11 protein-coding genes and 2 tRNA genes are annotated in these 19,338 nt (G+C 64.4%); 8 read left to right on the top strand and 5 right to left on the bottom strand.

The window, feature by feature from the left end:
- The first annotated feature begins 30 nt into the window (after positions 1-30).
- From L8F45_RS05025 to L8F45_RS05000, 6 genes are read left to right on the top strand one after another with little or no spacing between them, the layout of a single operon-like run.
- Positions 31-1,155, top strand: a complete 1,125-nt coding sequence (locus L8F45_RS05025; RefSeq protein ID WP_342361789.1) for a mandelate racemase/muconate lactonizing enzyme family protein — start codon at positions 31-33, stop codon at positions 1,153-1,155.
- Between the two features lie 28 nt (positions 1,156-1,183).
- The gene (locus L8F45_RS05020) at positions 1,184-2,767 is read left to right on the top strand and encodes an ABC transporter substrate-binding protein (protein WP_342361788.1); all 1,584 of its coding nucleotides are present in this window, start codon (positions 1,184-1,186) and stop codon (positions 2,765-2,767) included.
- 21 nt (positions 2,768-2,788) lie between these two features.
- Positions 2,789-3,724 carry an ABC transporter permease gene (locus tag L8F45_RS05015; RefSeq protein WP_342361787.1) on the top strand — a complete coding sequence of 312 codons (936 nt, stop codon included), beginning with the start codon at positions 2,789-2,791 and terminating at the stop codon, positions 3,722-3,724.
- Complete coding sequence (locus tag L8F45_RS05010) at positions 3,724-4,605, top strand: ABC transporter permease (RefSeq protein ID WP_342361786.1); 882 nt, start codon at positions 3,724-3,726, stop codon at positions 4,603-4,605. The genes L8F45_RS05015 and L8F45_RS05010 overlap by 1 nt, the downstream gene beginning before the upstream one ends.
- A complete protein-coding gene (locus L8F45_RS05005; RefSeq protein ID WP_342361785.1) occupies positions 4,602-5,579 on the top strand; it encodes an ABC transporter ATP-binding protein in 978 nt (325 codons plus the stop codon). The genes L8F45_RS05010 and L8F45_RS05005 overlap by 4 nt, the downstream gene beginning before the upstream one ends.
- Positions 5,576-6,595 carry an ABC transporter ATP-binding protein gene (locus L8F45_RS05000; RefSeq protein ID WP_342361784.1) on the top strand — a complete coding sequence of 340 codons (1,020 nt, stop codon included), beginning with the start codon at positions 5,576-5,578 and terminating at the stop codon, positions 6,593-6,595. The genes L8F45_RS05005 and L8F45_RS05000 overlap by 4 nt, the downstream gene beginning before the upstream one ends.
- Before the next feature lie 87 nt (positions 6,596-6,682).
- Here the strand turns inward: L8F45_RS05000 and L8F45_RS04995 are convergent.
- Positions 6,683-6,757 (bottom strand) — tRNA-Thr (locus tag L8F45_RS04995).
- A 286-nt stretch (positions 6,758-7,043) separates the two neighbouring features.
- Here L8F45_RS04995 and L8F45_RS04990 point away from each other — a divergent pair.
- Entirely contained in the window at positions 7,044-7,364 is a 321-nt protein-coding gene (locus tag L8F45_RS04990) for a hypothetical protein (RefSeq protein ID WP_342361783.1), read from the top strand.
- Between the two features lie 184 nt (positions 7,365-7,548).
- Here L8F45_RS04990 and L8F45_RS04985 read toward each other — a convergent pair whose 3' ends face one another.
- Both L8F45_RS04985 and L8F45_RS04980 read right to left on the bottom strand, forming a co-directional pair.
- Positions 7,549-9,231: an MFS transporter gene (locus L8F45_RS04985; protein ID WP_342361782.1), complete on the bottom strand. Its 1,683-nt coding sequence runs from the start codon at positions 9,229-9,231 to the stop codon at positions 7,549-7,551.
- A 290-nt stretch (positions 9,232-9,521) separates the two neighbouring features.
- The gene (locus tag L8F45_RS04980) at positions 9,522-10,331 is read right to left on the bottom strand and encodes a TrmH family RNA methyltransferase (protein ID WP_342363366.1); all 810 of its coding nucleotides are present in this window, start codon (positions 10,329-10,331) and stop codon (positions 9,522-9,524) included.
- A 248-nt stretch (positions 10,332-10,579) separates the two neighbouring features.
- On the opposite strand from L8F45_RS04980, the gene L8F45_RS04975 reads away from it, so the two are divergent.
- Positions 10,580-10,664 (top strand) — tRNA-Tyr (locus L8F45_RS04975).
- A gap of 435 nt (positions 10,665-11,099) precedes the next feature.
- Here L8F45_RS04975 and L8F45_RS04970 read toward each other — a convergent pair.
- A complete protein-coding gene (locus tag L8F45_RS04970; protein ID WP_342361781.1) occupies positions 11,100-11,459 on the bottom strand; it encodes a hypothetical protein in 360 nt (119 codons plus the stop codon).
- 103 nt (positions 11,460-11,562) lie between these two features.
- A complete protein-coding gene (locus L8F45_RS04965) occupies positions 11,563-18,825 on the bottom strand; it encodes an autotransporter-associated beta strand repeat-containing protein (protein WP_342361780.1) in 7,263 nt (2,420 codons plus the stop codon).
- Positions 18,826-19,338 lie beyond the last annotated feature (513 nt).

The raw sequence follows: 19,338 nt of genomic DNA, 5'->3' as shown, positions 1-19,338 counted from the left end.
CCAGTTCGATTGTTGAGTGAGAGAGCGCCCGTGACTGCCGTAGCCAGGATCAAATCCGTCGAAGCCTTTCAGGTCGCCTGGCAGCCAGGCGATCCGCCGGGACGCCGCAGCGCGTTCGTCCGCATCACGACGGAAGATGGCGTTGTCGGTTATGGCGAGGCGTCGCCGATGCAGGGCGGCGAACACTCGCTCGGAATTATCAGACGCGATCTCGCGCCCGGACTCATCGGCGCCGACGCATATGACCATGCGGTTCTCTATGATCGCATGTTCCACAAATGCATCAAGCTCGGGCCGGAAGGCGCCCTGACCGGCGCGCTCGCGGCGATCGACATTGCTCTCTGGGACATCAAGGGAAAAATTGCAGGGCTTCCGATCTACAAATTGCTCGGCGGCGGCTGGCGCACGGAGGTTCCGTTCTATGCGTCAATCGGCGGCAATGCGAACCGCACCGTCGATGAAGTCGTGAAAACTGTGGAGGCGCGCTGGAAGACGGAGACGCCGGCCGCGATCAAGATCCGCTGGGACGGCGATCGCTCTCAGCTCGACCATGATATTCCCGGCGACATCGCCAAGGCGAGAGCGGTGCGGAAGCTTGTCGGCGAGTCCTATCCGCTCGCCTTCGACGCCAACAACAACTACTCGGTCGGCGGCGCCATGCGCGTCGGTCGCGCGCTTGAGGAACTCGGCTTCATCTGGTTCGAAGAGCCGGTGCAGCATTACGACGTGCGCGGCATGGGCGAGGTGGCGCAGCGCCTCGACATCACCGTCTCCGCAGCCGAGCAGACCTACACGGTCCAGGCGCTGGTCGACATGATCAATGCGGGCGTGCGCATGGTGCAGCCTGACATCGTGAAGATGGGCGGCGTCACCGGCCTGATGCAATGCGCCGCCATCTGCTACGCCCATGGCGTCGAACTGGTGCCGCATCAGACGCAGCCGACGATCGGGCATGCTGCGAATCTGCATGTGCTCGCGGCCATCATGCATCTCACCAAGCCAGCTGAATTCGCCGATCCATCGACGCGGATGCATGCGGCTTTCCGCAATCCGCCGAAGCCCGAGGGTGGAAAATTCAAGATTCCATCGGGACCGGGACTAGGCCTCGACGTCATCGACGAGGAGTTGGCGAAACGCCGAGCCTCAGCCGAATAAGAAACAAGAAAATCGGAGGGAATGCGAGATGGCGATGAACAGGCGGAAATTTCTCGGCGCCGCGGCCGCAGGCGCAGCTCTCCCCTCCACTGTCAACATCGCGCGCGCAGCCAACCGCGACACGATCAGCATCGCGCTCGCAGCCGCTGGTCCGCGTGAAGCTGATCCCAATAAGACGATTCTCGGCGCCGACAATTGGGCCACCGAACAGATGTTCGAGCAGCTCGTGCGGCCCAAGGACGGGATGTTCGGCGTGCGCGAAGAGGATTTTGTGCCGACGCTCGCTGAAAGCTGGAAATCGAGCGACGGCGCGCGCACCTGGACTTTTGCGCTGCGCAAGGGTGTGAAGTTCCACAAGGGCTATGGCGAGATGACGTCGGACGATGTCGTCCACTCGTTTGATCGCGCGCGCAAAGGCATGAACCGCGCGAACTTCTTCAATGTGAAGGAGGTCGTGAAGGACGGCGACCATAGCGTCGTGATCAGACTGAATGGGCCCGATCCGCTGTTTCTCGGCAGCTCTGTTTTTTATAACAACGCGTCGATCGTCAGCAAAAAGGCCGATATCGAGAAGGGCGAAGGATTCTCGCAGGATCCCGTCGGCACGGGCCCGTATGAGCTTGCGCGCTTCGATCAGAAGTCCGGCATCTACGTCAAGGCGTTCGACGCCTATTGGGGCGAGAAGGCGAAGACGCCCAATCTCTCCATTCTCTACATTTCTGATACGACAGCGCGCACGCTCGCGCTTCTCTCCGGCAACGCCGACATGATCGAGGCGGTGCGCGCGCCCGGCTGGGTCGACTCGATGCTGAAGCGCGACAAGACGCTGAAGTTCGACATGACGGTGCCGGGCTCGTTCAACACGCTGATGATCAACCTCACGCGCAAGCCGTTCGACGATATTCGCGTGCGGCGCGCGCTCGCGCATGCGATGGACCAGACGACGCTCGCCACCGCGCTGACGCCGATGGGCGGCGTCGTGGCGACGATCAATCCGCCGGGCTTCCCCGCGGGCTTCACCAAACAGCAGCTTCCGCCGGAGCTGCGCTACGAGCACGACATCAACAAGGCGAAGGATCTGCTGAAGGAGGCGGGCTTCCCCAACGGTCTGGATTTTGAATCTAATTGCAGCCAGCGCGAGGACTATTCCTCAACGATGCTGATCCTGCAGGAGCAGATCAGGCCGGCCGGCTTCCGCATGAAGCTTAACATGATGGATCACACAGCGTTTCACGCGGCGAACCGCAACGACCTGAACACGCTGGCGATGAATTCGTCGAGCTATCCGCCCATTCCAACCCGCGTCTATATCGACTATCTCTCAAGCGAGGCGAACGCGACGAAAGACGGAAAAGGCGGACAGAACTATTCGCACTATGGCGTCGTGACGCCCGGCATCGACGATCAACTCAAGCAGGCGCTTAACGCCACGACCTATGACGAATATCTGAAAATCTGCCAGAGCATCGAATTGCAGGTGCAGCGCGATCTTCCCGCGATCGGCCTGTCGACGCTGTCCTATACGATCGCGCGCAATTCCAGAGTCGATGTCGGTTACGACGTGAAGAGCGGCTACGCGCGCTGGCGGCTGCATAGGGCGACGGCGGCCTGAGAGCAAAGGGAGGTCTGTCGCGTGCTGCGCTATTTCGGCGTCCGGCTGCTGGACGCGATCCCGACGATCCTCCTCGTTCTCACGCTGGTGTTCGTCGCGATGCGCATCCTGCCGGGCGATCCGGCGATCGCGGTGCTTGGCGATGGCGCGCGGCCGGAGCAAATCGCCGAGCTGCGCGAGAAGATGGGGCTCAACCAGCCGCTCATCGTTCAGTATCTGAGTTTCCTGCGTGACATCGCGACGTTGAATTTCGGCGCGTCGCTGATCCATCGCACGCCGGTGCTGGAGCTGATCGGCTACAACCTTCCCTACACGATCGAGCTGACGATCGTGGCGACGGCCATGGGCGTCATCGCGGGCGTCCCCTTCGGCGTCTATGCCGCGACGCGCCGCAATCGCCTGCCGGACGCGGGGCTGAGAGTTTTTTCGCTGTTGGGCTATGCGATCCCCGATTTCTATCTCGGCGCGCTGCTGCTCATCGGCTTCTCGCTCAATCTCGGATGGTTTCCGATCAGCGGCGCCGGTTCGGGATTCTTCGATCGACTGCACCATGTCTTTCTGCCCGCGCTCACGCTGGCTACTCTCAAAACGGCGTTCATGGGGCGGCTGACGCGCACATCGCTTCTCGAAGTGATGGGCAAGGATTATATCCGCACCGCGCGCGCCAAAGGCGCCCGTGAGCCGCGCGTTACTTACGTTCACGGCATGCGCAACGCCATGCTGCCGCTGGTCACAGGGCTTGGCCTCAGCATCCTCGCAACCTTGTCGGGATCGGTCGCGATCGAACTCGTATTCAACAGGCCCGGCATCGGGGCGCTGCTGATCCGGGCCATCGCCGAACGCGACTACACCATGATTCAGGGCGGCGTCGTTGTGTTCGCGATGTTCGTCGTGCTCGTCAATCTGGTGATGGATTTCGCCTATCTCGTCGTCGATCCGCGCATCAGGGTGGCGTGATGACGGTGATCGACAATGCATCCGAATCTCTTGCGCCGGAGGAGCGCGGCCGCGATCTCCTTCTGCACGCGCTGCTTGGCCGTCCGGCGACGATCGCCGCGCTTGTCGTCATCTTGATCTTCGCCATCGTCGCGATCTTCGCTCCCTCCCTCTCTCCCTACGATCCGCTCGCGCAGAGCTACATCAAGATCAACCGGCCGCCTTCGGCGGAGAACTGGCTCGGCACGGATCAGTTCGGTCGCGACGTGCTGTCGCGCATGATCTATGGCTCGCGCAATTCGCTGATCTTCGGTCTGCTTTCGCCGCTGCTTGCGGCGATTATCGGCACGGCGCTGGGCGTTGCGGCGGGATGGCTCGGCGGCGTCGTTGACCGGATCATCAGCCGCATCATCGATCTTCTCTTTTCCTTTCCCGAACTGCTGCTGGCGATTTTGATCGCGGCCGCTCTGGGCGCGGGCTTCTGGAACATCGTCGCGGTGCTGACGATCGCCTTCACGCCGGGCTTTGCGCGCGTTGCGCGCGCCTCGACGCTTGCGGTGAAGCAGGAGCCCTATGTCGAAGCTGCGGTCGCTGTCGGCGTGCGCGCGCCGCGCATCATTATCCGCCACATCATCCCCAACATCGCAGCGCCGATCGTCGTGCTCGCCACGCTCTGGACGGCGTCGGCGATCCGGCTTGAAGCCTCGCTGAGCTTCCTCGGCATCGGCACCCAGCCGCCCAATCCAAGCTGGGGCAACATCATTCGCGACGGCTTGAACAGCCTGTTCGGTTCGCCCTGGCCGATTATTGGCGCGGGTCTTGCGATCACTTGCGTCGTTCTCGCTTTCAATCTTGTCGGCGATGCGGTGCGCGACCTGCTCGATCCGGAGACGGCGCCTTGACCGCGCCGCTTCTGAAAGTCGAAGGGCTGTCGATCGAATTTGGTCCGAAGGCGGCGCCTTTGCGCGTCGTCGACGACGTCAGCTTTTCAGTTGGCGCTGGCGGCTGCCTCGGCATCGTCGGAGAATCCGGCTCCGGCAAAAGCATGACGTCGCTGTCGATCCTGCGTCTGCTGCCGGAGCCGCCGGGCCGCATCGTCGCCGGCCGCATCCTCTTCGAGGGCGAAGACCTGCTCACCCTGCCGCGCAATCGCATGCCGGAGATTCGCGGCCGCGACGTCGCCATGATCTTTCAGGAGCCGATGAGCTCGCTCAATCCGCTGATGACAATCGGCGACCAGATCGGCGAGGCGATCTATCTGCACGAGAATGTCAGCGCTGCCGAACGCGCGGTGAAAACGGCGGACATCTTGCGCCTCGTTGGCATTCCCGATCCGACGGAGCGCATGCGCGCCTATCCCCATCAATTCTCGGGCGGCATGCGTCAGCGCGTCATGATCGCGATGGCGCTCGCATGCAATCCAAAGCTGCTCATTGCCGATGAGCCGACGACGGCGCTCGACGTCACCATCCAGGCGCAGGTTCTCGACCTGATGAAGCGCCTGCGCGCCCGGCTCAACACCGCGATCGTGTTTATCTCGCATGATCTCGGCGTGATCGCCGATATCGCCGACCGCGTGATCGTCATGTATGCCGGCCGCATCGTCGAAGACGCTGATGTGCGCTCGATCTTCAAAAAACCCGCGCATCCCTATACGCGCGGCCTGTTGCAATCGATCCCGCGCCTGAACGAGGATTCACGCCGGCTCCGACAGATTCCGGGATCGATACCCGCGCCGGGAACGATCAGGCAGGGATGCGCTTTCCGCGCGCGCTGCCCGGACCGGATCGATCGCTGCGAGCGCGAGGCTCCGCCCATGATCGGGATCGGCGAAGGCCATGCGGCGGCGTGCTGGGTCGCGGGTGGAACGACATGAGCGCGGCGCTTGTGCGGGCCGAGGGCCTGACGAAAACCTTCGAGCGCGCGGGCCGCCATGCGTTCGGCGGCGGCCGCGAGACGCTGAAGGCGGTTGATAATATCTCGATCGAGATCGGGCGTCGCGAGACCGTGGCGCTCGTTGGCGAATCCGGCTGCGGAAAATCGACGACCGGACGGCTTCTTCTCAGGTTGCTCGAACCGACCGCTGGCAAGGTGTTCTATGACAATGTCGATCTGACGGCCCTGTCGCCGGCCAGGATGCGCGAGATGCGCCGGCATGTGCAGATGGTGTTTCAGGACCCGTTCGGTTCGCTGAGTCCGCGCCGCACAGTGGCTGACATCATCGCTGAACCACTCGACTCATTCGGGCTTGCAAGATCGCGTCGCGAGCGTCGCGACCGCGTCGCCGATCTGCTGACGCAGGTCGGCCTTCGGCCGGCGCATATGGATCGCTATCCCCGGCAATTTTCCGGCGGACAGCGCCAGCGCATCGGAATCGCGCGCGCCATCGCGCTCGATCCGAGCTTCATTGTGGCGGACGAGCCCGTATCGTCGCTTGATGTCTCCGTGCAGGCGCAGATCGTCAATCTCCTGCAGGATCTGCAGGAGCAGAAAGGCCTTTCCTATCTGTTCGTCGCGCATGATCTCGCCATCGTGCGGCACATCGCCGATCGCGTGGTGGTGATGTATCTCGGGCGCATCATGGAATCCGGGCCGAAAGCGCAGATCTACGGCGCGCCGCATCATCCCTATACGCAGGCTCTGTTGTCAGCCGCGCCTGAACCTGATCCGGACCGCAAGGAGACGCGCATCATCCTGAGCGGCGATGCGCCGAGCCCGTCGCAGGCGATTACAGGATGCTCGTTTCACACGCGCTGCCCGATCGCGCGCGATGTCTGCCGAAACGAGCACCCGCCGCTCGCTTCCCTCGGCGGCGGTCATCAGGCCGCCTGTCATTTCGCAAAGCCGTTCCCGATTCCGGCTCCAGCCGCGGCGGAGCCAGCCGGCGCCTGAACGCCCCGTGGCGATAAGGCCGGGTCAGCCGCCGTTCGAAGGAAATGTCAGGTCTGGGAAGCCCACATCGGGATTGCGAAGGAGAATTGGTGCCGGAAGAGGGGATTGAACCCCCGACCTTCGGTTTACAAAACCGCTGCTCTACCGCTGAGCTATTCCGGCGCCGCGCCCGGCCCGGGCCGCGTCGAGTCCGGGACCCGAAGCGACTCGCATGGCCGATCGCCTCGTCCGGATTGATCGAATGGCGCCGCCACCCTCGCGGCGACGGGCGCTGTCTTCCGATCAGGGGCCGGACCCCGCCTCTCTTGATCGAATGCGGCCTTTGGCGCAAGTCGGGTCCCGCGCGGCCCTATTGCCGCCTTATCCGCTCGCCATCACGGTCGGCGGGGTATACATTAACCCGCGTCAGGTCGTGGGGCGCGGCTGTTTGAGGAATCGGAGGGATTTCATGACCTTTCTACGCCATTCGCGCCGGGGCGCGCTGATTGCCGCGGCTGTGGCGGCCGCCGTGAGCGCGTTCGTGATGTCGGCTGCGCCTGCTGACGCGCAATATTACCGTCGCGGCTACGGCTACAACAGAGGCGCCGCTGTCGGCCTTGGAATCGCTGGCGGCCTGATCGCGGGCGGTCTCGCGGCCGGCGCTCTGGCGCGTCCGGTGCCTGACGTCGTCGAGGCGCCTGTGGCGCCGGCCTGCTGGTTCGAGCGTCGGCGCGTGTGGGACGACTATAACGGCATGTATGTCGTGCGCCGCGTGCGCGTCTGCGAATAATCAGTTCGCGGGCGGCTTTGCAGCCGCCGGATCATTGCAGAAAATATGAAATCCCCGCGGGCTCGCGGGGATTTTGTTTTTGGCGCCCGCATCGCCCTCGCCGCCTGCGCCTACGAGCAATTCGCATTGGCGATGAAAAGCCCCGCCGCATCGCTGCGACGGGGCTTTGCATTCGGTGGCGATCTTATTCTTCGCCGGTGTAGGTGAAGATATCGCGATCCTTCGTCTCAGGCACGAAGATGAGGCCGATCACAAAGGTCATCAGCGCGATGATGATCGGATACCACAGGCCGTTGAAAATATTGCCGCTCGCCACCACGATGGCGAAGGCGGTGGGCGGCAGGAAGCCGCCGAACCAGCCATTTCCAAGGTGATAAGGCAACGACATGCCGGAATAGCGGATGCGGGTGGGGAACAATTCCACCAGCAGGGCCGCGATCGGGCCATACACCATGGTCACATAGATCACGAGCAGGAAGAGAACGCCAACCAGGCTCAGCGCGCGACCATCCGAGAACAGGGCGCCGAGCGACTGCGCCTTCAGGATCGACGGATCTCCCACCTTGGGATAGCCCGCAGCGTAGGCCGCATCGACGATCGCAGCGCCCGCCTTTTCGCCGGGGCTGGCGACATCGGCTCCATTGACCTTGACCGAAAGCGCCGAACCCGCCGCGCCGGGCTTCAACTCGTAATGCATCGAACTCGATGCAAGCGTACGACGGACGAGGTCGCAGGGCGCGGTGAAGACGCGCACGCCGACCGGATCGAACAGTGAGCCGCAGCTTGCGGGATCGGCGGTGATGTCGATCTTCACGCTCTCCGTCGCCGCCACCAGCTTGGGATTGGCGATGGAGGCGATCTTGGTGAAGAGCGGGAAGTAGGTCAGCGCCGCGATCAACAATCCGGCCAGCAGAACCGGCTTGCGGCCGATCTTGTCGGACAGGCTGCCGAAGATCACGAAGAACGGCGTGCCGAGCAACAGCGCGAAGGCGAGGATCAGATATGTCGTCGTCGCGTCGACCTTCAGGGTCTGCGTGAGGAAAATGAGGGCATAGAACTGGCCCGCATACCACACGACGGCCTGCCCGGCGGTGCCGCCAAGCAACGCGAAGATCGCGATCTTGGCGTTCTTCCAGGTGCCGAAAGCTTCCGACAGCGGCGCCTTCGAGGTCGCGCCCTCGGCCTTCATCTTCTGGAAGGCCGGCGACTCGTTAAGCTGCAGACGGATCCAGATGGAGAAGCCGAGCAGGATGATCGACAGCAGGAACGGCACGCGCCAGCCCCAGTCATTGAACGTTTCCGTCGACATGCTGAAGCGCAGGCCGAGGATGACTGCGAGCGCGAGGAACAGGCCGAACGTCGCGGTGATCTGGATCCAGCTCGTATAGTAGCCGCGCCGGCCTTGCGGCGCGTGTTCGGCGACATAGGTCGCAGCGCCGCCATATTCGCCGCCAAGCGCGAGACCCTGGAGCAGGCGGCAGACGATGAAGGCGATCGGAGCGGCGAGGCCAATCGTGGCGTAGCCGGGCAGGAGGCCGACGATGAAGGTCGCAAGGCCCATGATCGTCATGGTGACGAGGAAGGTGTATTTGCGGCCGATCAGATCGCCGACCCGGCCGAACACAAGCGCGCCGAATGGGCGCACCGCGAAGCCGGCCGCGAAGCTGAAGAGCACGAAAATGAATTTCGCCGTTTCGTTGTCGCCAGGCACGAAGTTGGCGGCGATGTTCGCTGCGAGCGGGATGGTCAGGTAGAAATCGTACCATTCGAAAACCGTGCCCGCCGACGAGGCGAGGATGACCTTCTTCTCCTCCGCCGACATGGGTCGCGGACCGGCCGCCGACCCTGAATAGGTTGCTGTGCTCATGGCGTTCCCTGTTGCCCTCATTCTCCGGCGGCCTTCGCGCCGGAGCGCGAGACGCTCGGGGTCGGCGCCGCCGCCTCCGCCCGAATGCAGTTGGGGAGCAAGGCCCGAAAGCCCGAGATTGGCGCTTCCCTGATCGTCCTGCTTTCGCGCAGGCTTCGCTTGTGGCGACTCGCCGTGCGGCAAGCTTCTCCGCGCACAATTTACGCGCGATTCAGCACAGCTTCTCTAGCAAAATAGTCGTCCGCCTTTGGTCTAATGTGCGCTGCACATCAGGCGCGAGGCGGGAGGCCTCAGACGGGACGCTTCAGCTTCATCATGGCGACATGCAGGCTGATCGCCGCGGCGTTCGACACGTTGAGGCTCTTGATCGCGCCCGGCATGTCGAGGCGGGCGACGGCGTCGCAAATCTCCCGCGTGCGCTGGCGCAGGCCCTTGCCTTCGGCGCCGAGCACGAGCGCAAGCGGCCGGCGCATCGGCGTGTCGTCGATCGTCGCGGCGCCTTCCGAATCAAGCCCGACGCGCAAAACGCCCTGACGGCCGAGCTTTTCCAGCGCGTCGCCGAGATTGCGCACCGCGATGATCGGGACATGCTCAAGCCCGCCCGAGGCGGCTTTCGCCAGAACGCCCGTGGCGGTCGGGCTGTGGCGCTCGGTGGTGAGGATCGCGTCGACGCCGAACGCAGCGCAGGAGCGCACGATGGCGCCGACATTGTGCGGGTCCGTCACCTGATCGAGCACGACGAGAAAGGCGCTGTCGGGCACGGCGTCGAGATCGGGGCCTTCGAGCGGATCGCAGACGAGATAGAGCCCCTGATGCACGGCGTCGGGCGTGAGCAGATTGTCGATCGCGCGCGGCATCACGAGTTCGGGCTCAATGGGAAGGGCGCCGCCCATCTCCTCGCGTAGCCGGCGCGCGCCATTCTCGGTGGCCAGCAGCCGGCGCGGCGTGCGCTTCGGGTTGCGCAGGGCCTCGACGACCGGGTGCCAGCCATAGAGCACGACCTCGTCGGGCGACCGCCTGGGATCGCGCTCCCTTGGCCCGTGGGAGGGGTTTCGGCGCGGGCGGCCCGAGTGGCGGGGCGGGCGGTTTTGCGGTCTCAGGGCGCGTCTCTGGGGCTTGGAGGGGCATCTGGCTGATAGTCGGCGGGACGGCCCTCCGCAATCGCCTGCGCCCGCTAACGGCCGCCCGTAAAGGGGCCAAATCCGGCGCAGGAGCCCCGCCCGGCGGCCTTGTGGATTTCGAGCCGGCTTTTCCGTTGACACCTGCGGCGACCACAACCATAACCCGCCCGCTCGCCCCGCCCTTCAGCGGGGCGGCGCGTTTGCGGCGGCCCTCAAGCCCCGCAGGCGGGGGAATGTCCCGAGCGGCAAAGGGGGCGGACTGTAAATCCGCTGGCTACGCCTTCGTAGGTTCGAGTCCTACTTCCCCCACCACCCATTTTGGCGCGAGGCGCCGCCTGTCCTGGATTTTGGAAAGTCGCGAAGTTTCCGGGCATTAGCGCCCGCGGAAGCGGTCTGCATGCGCGATAGTGGGCCATGCGCGCGCCTTCACCGGCGATTTGAGCGATCAGTCTCCGCCTGCAAATTTCAATATCCTGGAATCGCGGGGAGTTGGCGAGGCGGGCCTCAGCGAAGGTCGCTCGCCTCAGGTCATTCGACGCGGCGTCGCAAAGGCAAATCAAGCGTGGCTCGGGAGGTGTCAGCGCTCCTGAACCGGCTGCGGACGCGCTCACGGCTAGCGATCGTGCTGGCAGTGAATGTTCAGACGGCTTACTGGCTCCAGCGCGATGGCCTATCGTTAAGCGAACCTCCCAAAACGCCGCATCGCTTCGTCAGATGTTTCACCTCGAGCGCTTATACGCGCCATTCTCAGACGGTGAGACGGAGGGAGCCTTGTGGAGCGCTGCGCGGAAAATTAATTTCTGGCCGTTCGACGAGCAGCCGGCGCAATTTGCCAGTGAGCTCTGCCCGCAACGACGGAAAGCGCGGGATACCTTCTCCTGACGCCCACTTATTCAGCACATGACGGCTGACGCCGACAGTTTCGCAAAGATCTTTCTGTTCGTATCCAACGCTGAGCAGCGCGACGACAGTCCCGTGCAGCGTCTTGGCGTCCTGAGGCGGCAGTCTTGAAAGGGCCACAAACACCTTCAGACGAAATTCACGGACCAAACCGTCGAGTTCGCTGCCGAGCTCTTCGGAAACGGGTTTGACCACCGCACGACGCATACTCCACCCTCTCCAGCGCCAATTTCCTTGCTTGCAAATTACTCCGCCGCGGGCCCGATCATCGAACGCACAGAGATTTCCGTGCGCGATTGATCATCCGCTCCTAAAACTGCAATTTGAGGCCTGCGTTGAAGGCTTTTCCATGGACCTTGTCGCCGAAGCGGTAATCGCCGCGCACGAAGCCGAGGAAGTTGCTGTCGACGATCTTGAACTGCAGCCCGCCGCCGACCTGCCCGAATGTGCCGACCCGCTCCGTCGTCGCATTGAACGCGAGTCCAACCGTGCTCGCTTGCGCCTTAGCGTCGCTGGCGAACTCGTGCCACACCGAACCATGGATGAAGGGCGCGAGAATCAGCTTGTCCTGCACCACGAAGCTCGTGCCGATATTGGCGCCCGCCCGGCCAAGGATGCTGTTGATCGCCGCGAACGTCGCCTGGTCGCCCGTTCCCGTCGCCAGCGGCAGATTGCCGAAGGTGTAGCGGCCCTTCGACACGCCGATCGTCGGCTCGACATACCAGCTCTCGAACAGGTTGACGCGGTAGGACATGTTCGCATTCACGCTGATGCCGTCGCCGGTCACGCGCTGGTCACGCGCGGTGAAGGCCAACCCATCACCAGAAGCGTTCACCACCGCGTCGTAGAAGTCCTTGCGGATGTTCACTTCGGCGACGAACGGCCCGTTCGACAGGAAGGTGTAGAGCGCGACATAGGGCACGTTCATCTTGATCGAGGTATTTACAGTCGATGAACCCGTCCCTGAGCCAGGATTCTGCGTCACCGAAGTCGATTTACTCCGAGTCTCCGCGACACCACCAAAGACACCGAAGTTGAAATTCCAACCCGTCGCCTGAATGTTGTAGATGCCGATATCCGCGCCGGCCTGGAAGCCGGTGAACTCAGACTTAGTTCCCGTTGCCGTTGGCGCGGAGCCACCGAAGCCATCGCTCGTGACAGAGCCGATATTTGTACGCGCGTCACCGCGGCTAATTCGGATGAAGGGGCCGCCGCCGATCTGGTTCGGGGCCGGATCGTCCGGCCGCGACACGATCGCCGAGGCCGCCTGGAAGAAGCCGGTGGTCAGGCTGGTGATCGAGCTGTTGACGCTCGCTGCAACGCCGCCACCGATCGCCGAAGAGTTTGTCTGGGAGACAACCTGGAAGCGACCAGAATTCGGAGCGGTCTCCACCAAAAAGTAATTGATGAAACCACTGGAAGCTACCAATCCCTGATTGACCGACAGGCTCGAACCGCCGGTCACGGTCAGCACGTCGATCGGAGCGGCGAAGGCGACCCGGCCCGTATTGACGATGTTGAATGCCAGCGAGGTCGAGCCCGAGCCTGCGCCGTTGACCGTCACCAGATCGGCGCGCGTTCCCGTCGCCCGCGACAGGTCGAGATCGAGCGCGATGCGCGAGCCTGAGGCGCCGGCATAGCTTCCGGTCAGCGTCAGCGTGTCGGTCAGGCTGCTGTTGCGCAGATCGATCAGGCCGGCCGCGGTGTTGACGAAGCTCGCCGCGCCGAGCGTGCGCGATCCGGTCGCCGTCACCGTGCCGCTGTTGGTGAAGGTGGTGACGCCGGTGAAATTGCCACCGGCGAGCGCGAACGTCCCGCTGTTGCTGAACGTGCTGTTCGCCGTCGTCGTCCCGTTGACGGTGAAGGTTCCGCTGTTGACGTTCGCGCCATTGAGCGCCCCGCCCGTCGTCGTCGCGATCCCTGAATTGGTCAGGCCGTTCGTCACAATCCCCGAATTCGCGAACGTGCCGGAATTGACGATGTTGCCGTTCCAGGTTCCTGCGTTGATGATCGTCCCCGTATTGCTGGAGACATTGGCGTTGTAGGTCCCGTTGTTCGTCACCAGGCCGGCGTTGACGAGATCGTCCGTGATGACGCCATTGTTCAGCACCACGCCGGCCGCATTGTTGGTCAGCCGCGTCGCGATCGAGAAATTGCCGGTTCCCGACACCGTCAGATTGGCGTTGTTGGTGAAGGTCGCGTCGTTCGTCACCGTTCCCGTGACGTTGAACGCGCTGCTGTTGAGGATCGCGCCATTGATCGCGCCGCCGGCCGCGTTCACCGTTCCCGTATTGGTGAGGCCGCCGCTCGACGACGAGCCGGCGGCGGTGGCCCAGGTTCCCGCGTTCTGGATCGACGAGCCGGAATTGACCGCGCCGCTGTTGTTGAAGTTCGTCCCCGCGGCCGCGGTCACGCCCGTGACCGTCTGCACCGTCGCCGCCGAGACATTGATCGTTCCGCCGGCCAAGGTCACCGCGCCGGCGCCGAGCCCGCCCGTTCCCGTCGCGTTGACGGTCGCGTTGAGCACGTTCAGGCCGCCATTGAACGTGTTGTTCCCGCCCAGATTGAGCACGCCGCCGCCGACGATGTTGAGCCGCGAGCCGGCGCCGTTGACGATCTGCGAAGCGATCGTCGCGGTCACTCCGTTGACGTTGATGATGCTGCCCGTCAGCGACGGGTTGCCGGCGTTCGCGCCCGCAACGCCGATCGACAACTGGCCGCCGGTCAGCGTGTAGCCTGCGACGTTGAACTGCAGCGTGTCGAAACTCTGCGCTCCCGACACCGTGACCGTTCCCGCCGTTCCCTGGAACACCGCGACAGACGACCGCCACTGGTCATTGATTCCGGCAGATGTATCCGTGATCAGCGGGCCGCCGGTCCAGTTCGTCCGCGTCGAATCCCAAGTCGATGTTCCGCCGTTGACCGCGCCGGCGCCTTCGGCCGTCGAGCCGGTCAGGTCGGCGCCGTCCCAGAACTGGATCTGCTGGCCTGCGCCGATGATCGACAGATTGACCTGGTTGGGGACATTGGTCAGCACCGTCGCCGTTCCCGTCGCGCCGGTCAGGTTGACCGTGGCGTAGGTGCTGCCGCCGGCCAGCGTGCCGTAGTTGTACAGCCGGTAATAGCCGGCCGACGCCGCAGCCGCATTCAAAGTGCCGCCGAGCGTCAACTGTCCGCCGACCTTGACGAGGTCATTGACGCCGTTGCCGACGACGCCGTTCGAGCCGAGCTCGAAGTTCGAGATCGAACCGGCGTTCAGCGTGAGATTGCCGCCGACCGTCAGCGTGCCCGGGCTCGCGCCAGGCGCCAGTATGCTGAGGTTCTGGACCGTCACATTGCCGTTGAACGTCCCCGTCCCCTGCAACGTCGCGCCAAACCTGACGTTCAGCGTCGCCGCGTTGCCAGCGGTGTCGCCGAACACGCCGTTGACGCGCAGGACGCCGTTATCGGCGTTCGCCGTGCCCAGGAACTGGTTGCCGACCGAGTTCGAGCCGGTGAGAATCGTCGTGCCTGAACCGTTCTGACTGAATATGCCGCCAGCGACGCTCGTGATCACATTGGACACGTTGACCGTATCGCTGCGGTTCAGCGCTAATGTCGCGCCTGCCGTGCTCAGGACGATCTTGCTCGACCCGCTGATCGAGCCGTTCGTCGCCCCGTCGCCCACCGTCAGCACGCCGCCCGTCACCGTCGTATTGCCGGTGTAGGTGTTCGAACCCGTCAGCGTCAGCACGCCGCCCGAAACCGTCAGCCCGCCGCCGGTTCCGCCGCCAATGCCGCCATCCTGGATCACGCCTGCGAAGCTGCCGCCGGTCGACACCGTCAGCGTTTTGGAGCCCAGCGCCACAGTCCCGGTCTGGCCTGCGGCGGTGTTGTTCAGCGTCTGGATCGTCGCTCCGGCAGCGGTTTGCGAAATATCGAACACGCCGCCGGTCGCCAGCACCACGCCGGTCGAACTCAAGATCGACCCCGTTCCCGACAAGGCGAGCGTGCCCCCCGTGATCGTCGTCGCGCCGAAGTAGCCGTTCGCGCCGCTCAGGGTCTGCGCGCCGCCCGACACCGTGAGCCCGCCCCCGCCGCCGATCGCGCCGGAGAAGGTGGTTGAGCCGTTGGTGATCGTCAGCGTCTGCCCGCCCAGCGTCACCGTGCCTGCGCCCGACAAGGTCTTGATGGACGCGCCCGCCGTCGTCGCGGAAATATCAAACGTTCCCGCAACCGCAACGCCGCTCGATTGCGCGATCGAGCCCGTCCCCGACAACGCCAACGTGCCGGCGTTGATCGTGGTCGCGCCCGTATAGGTGTTCGTGCCCGTCAGCGTCAGCGTGCCGCCCGAAATAGTCAGCCCGCCACCCGTTCCAGCGCCGATGCCGGCGTCCTGAATGACGCCGGCGAAGGTCCCACCGCCCGACACCGTCAGCGTCTGCGAGCCCAGCGCCACCGTCCCGGTTTGACCTGCAGCGGTATTGTTCAGCGCCTGGATCACCGCTCCGCTGGCGGTTTGCGAGATATCGAACGTCGTTCCTGTCGCCAACGACACGCCACTTGAATTCGCGATCGCGCCAATGCCGGACAGAGCAAGCACGCCCGCGCTGATTGTCGTCGCGCCGGTATAGGTGTTGATCGCCGACAGCGTCCAGGTCCCCGCGCCATCCTTGGTCAGCGACGCCACGGTCGAAATGCCTGTGGCGCTGACGACGCCATCGCCCGCGCCGCCCAGCGTCAGCGCGAAGGCGCCGCTGACGCCGCCCGTCAGCGTCAGCGAGCCCGCATCAGAATTGATGCGGCTGTCGCCGTTGAGTGTGATCGCGCCGCCCCAACTGTTGGCGCCCGAAATATTGCGCAACGCGCCGCCGCCGGAGACGCCCGTTCCGAAAAGACCCAGCGCTTCCGCGCCGACCGCGATGCCGCCCTGCAATTGCAGCTCGGCGCCGTTGAAAACGCTCGTGCCAGCGCCCGCGCCGGTCCCGCCGAGCGCCGAGCTGTTCTGGATATTCAGAACCGCGCCGGTGCTGACGGTCGTCGCGCCGGTATAGGTGTTCGTCCCGGTCAGCGTCAGCGTGCCGCCGTTCAAAAGCAGGCCGCCGCCCGTTCCCGCGCCGAGGCCGGCGTCCTGAATCACGCCGCCAAAGGCGCCGCCGTTCGAGATGGTGAGCAGCCTGGAGCCCAGCGCCACCGTTCCCGTCTGACCGGCAATGGTGTTGTTGAGGGTCTGAATCGTGGTCCCCGCGCCCGACAATTGCGAAATGTCGAAGGTCGCCCCTGTCGCGAGCGACACGCCGCTCGACGTCGCGATCGAGCCCGAATTCAAAAGCGCCAGCGTGCCGGCGGTGATCGTCGTTAGCCCGGTATAGCTGTTCGCCGCGCTTGAAAGATTGAGAACGCCGCTGCCGATTTTCTCCAGCGGGCGCGGACCGGCCGTTTCGCTGATCGCGCCCGACTGTTCGGCCGTGCCGCCGATCTGCTGCAACTGCGTCGTATTGCTGTTGATGTTGATCGGCGCAGCGTTGACGACGGTGTCGGCGTAATCGATCACCGAACCCGTCGTGGTGATCGTCCCCGCGCCGGCCGCGCCGGTGGCGCCGATCGACAGCGTGCCTCCCTGAAGCGTAATGCCGCCGCTGAAGGTGTTGCCGCCATTGGTCAGCGTCAGCTTGCCCGCGCCCTGCTTCAGCAGCGCCAGCGTTCCCGCCGCGCCATCGACAATCGTGCCGGCATAGACGGTGTCGTTCGTATCGCCGACCGTCAGCACGGCGTTGGCCGCGGCATTGTTGCGAACGATGCTCGTTGCCGAAGCGCCGGTCAGCGACTTGATCGTCTGGTTAAAGCCGTTCAGCTCCAGCACGCCCGTGCCTGAAAGGGTCACGGCGCTGTTGGCGCTGAACGCATTCGCCGCGCCGGCCGACAATGTGCCGCCGCTGACCGCGGTGGCGCCGGAATAGGTGTTGGCGCCCGAGAGCGTCAATTTGCTCGTTTGGCCCTTGGTGAGCGAGACGACGCCCGCCCCATCCTGGATCACGCCGCTGAAAGTGCTGTCCGCGCCGGTTCCAAACAGCTGGAAATTGGCGGTGGTGGACGCCGCCGTGTTGGTGATGACGCCGCCGCCGCTGAGAATGCGCGAGCCGGCGTTCCTGCCGTTCAGATCAACCGTCGCGCCATTGGCCACGGTCAAGCTGGTGGAATTCACGAAGAGGGTAGAAATGTCGGGCGCGCTGCCGGCCAGCTTCAGAGTGCCGGCGTCAACGACAAAGACGGCGGAAAGGCCAACTGTGCTGCCGGCCGACGGCGGCGCAAAAACCACCGTGCCGGTGTCGCCCGCCACGGCGCCGCCGAAATGATAGGTCGCGTTCAGGAAGTTCGAAAAGCCCGTGGGAGCGATCGACAATGTGGTCCCGGCGGCGGCGCTCAGCGTAACGGTGCCACTGTTGAAATTGACGCTTGTCGGCGTCAGGTTGAGATCCACCGTCGACCGCAGCGTCGAGGTGCCGCTCATCGTCAGATTGCCCGAGCCAAGCGCAGTGGCGTTCGACGCGACAATCGTTCCGGCGCTGATGCTCGTGCCGCCGGAATAGGTGTTGGCGCCCGAGAGCGTGATCGTTCCCGCGCCCGTCTTGAGGACGGAGCCGCCGCCGCTGATCACGCTGGACAGGGTCTGGCCATTGGTCGTGGTGAAATCCACCGAACCGCCAGCCGCGACGTCGACACCGCCTGTGACCGTTCCGCCCTGCAAGAGAAGGTTGTTCGCGCCGCCGGTGAAATTGATGGCGTTGGCGCCGCTGCCGCCGGAGATCGAGCCGGTCGCGCCAAGCGTGATGCTTAGATTCTGGCCGACGATGCCGACGCCACCGGCGCCGTTGGCTCCTGTTGTCACGCCAACGCCGCCGGCGCCGCCCGCGCCCCCGGACACGGACCCATTGATCGCCAAAGAGACGCCCGCTCCGGTGGTCACGCGGATGCCTGTACCTCCAGCGCCTCCGCCGCCGCCGAAAATGCCGCCGCCGCCCGCGCCGCCTGCGCCGCCCGTTACTGAAATTCCGTTGTTGACCGACAGCGTGCCGGTTCCGCCAAACGCGGCGCCTACACCGCCGCCGCCGCCGCCGCCGCCGTCGCCATTGCCGCCCGTCCCGGCAGCGCCGGCGCCGCCGACGCCGCCGGTCGTGGTCGCTGAAATTGTCGGGCTGGCGCCGTTCAAGGTCGCTCCACGACCGCCGCCGCCACCGCCGCCGCCGCCTGCCGAACCACCTGAAGCCGCGCCGCCGCCGCCGCCGGCGCCCGGCCCGCCGCCGCCGCCGCCGCTTGCCGACACTGCAGACCCGCCTGCCCCGTCGCCTGACGTCTGCGGCGATCCAGCCGTGCCCGCGCCGCCTCCGGGACTTCCTGCTCCGCCTGCCGCGCCATCGCCGGCCGCATTGCCGTCGCCCGATGTTCCGGCGGTTCCCGCCGTCGTTCCTGAACCCGGGCCACCATTACCGCCGACCTGCGCGCTGGCAGGGCCGCTGACGGCGATCGCCGCGAGAATCGCGGCGATCGGCAGCGACGTGCTCCCGAGAAGGATTGCAGAACGACGCAGGCGCACTCGGCGCCGGGCAATCGACGAACGGAACATCCCCGCCCCTGACAACAAATAACGCCCGCCGCTGCAGGCGACCTAAAAAACTGACGAAACGGTACTCAGGAGTTGTGCGTTTGCAATGAGAGGAAACGCTCAGAAAGGCGGTATCGACATGCAAAGAAAATAGGCAAATTCCTTATCCCGCTGATTCGGCTAGCGGAATCAGGAAGGAAGTATGAAGAAATGGTTCCTGACGTAAGCAGTTGTTACAAGACTCTTCTATCGTGTTGCGGTTACGCAACATTTTGGTTCCGAATATTGCCGCTCCTGGAGCGAGCCCTGACAAGGCGCGTCGAGCGTCTTCAGTATTTTCGTGGAACGCCTCCAAAATCCGAGGGGCGCAGTGCGCCCGGAGGCTGAAGACGCATCTCGATCACGCGTGATCTGGAAGCCGGCTAAGCCGCGTCGAATTCCGATCGCCAACAGGGCGTGCAACAAACCGTCTAACAGGCGCAAGTTCAAGAACCGATAAAGGCA

Source organism: Terrirubrum flagellatum, assembly GCF_022059845.1.
In the GTDB taxonomy this organism is placed as follows: Bacteria; Pseudomonadota; Alphaproteobacteria; order Rhizobiales; family Beijerinckiaceae; genus Terrirubrum; species Terrirubrum flagellatum.
The sequence above is the reverse complement of the archived record's forward strand: the minus strand, read 5'-3'. Positions and strand labels throughout refer to the sequence as shown.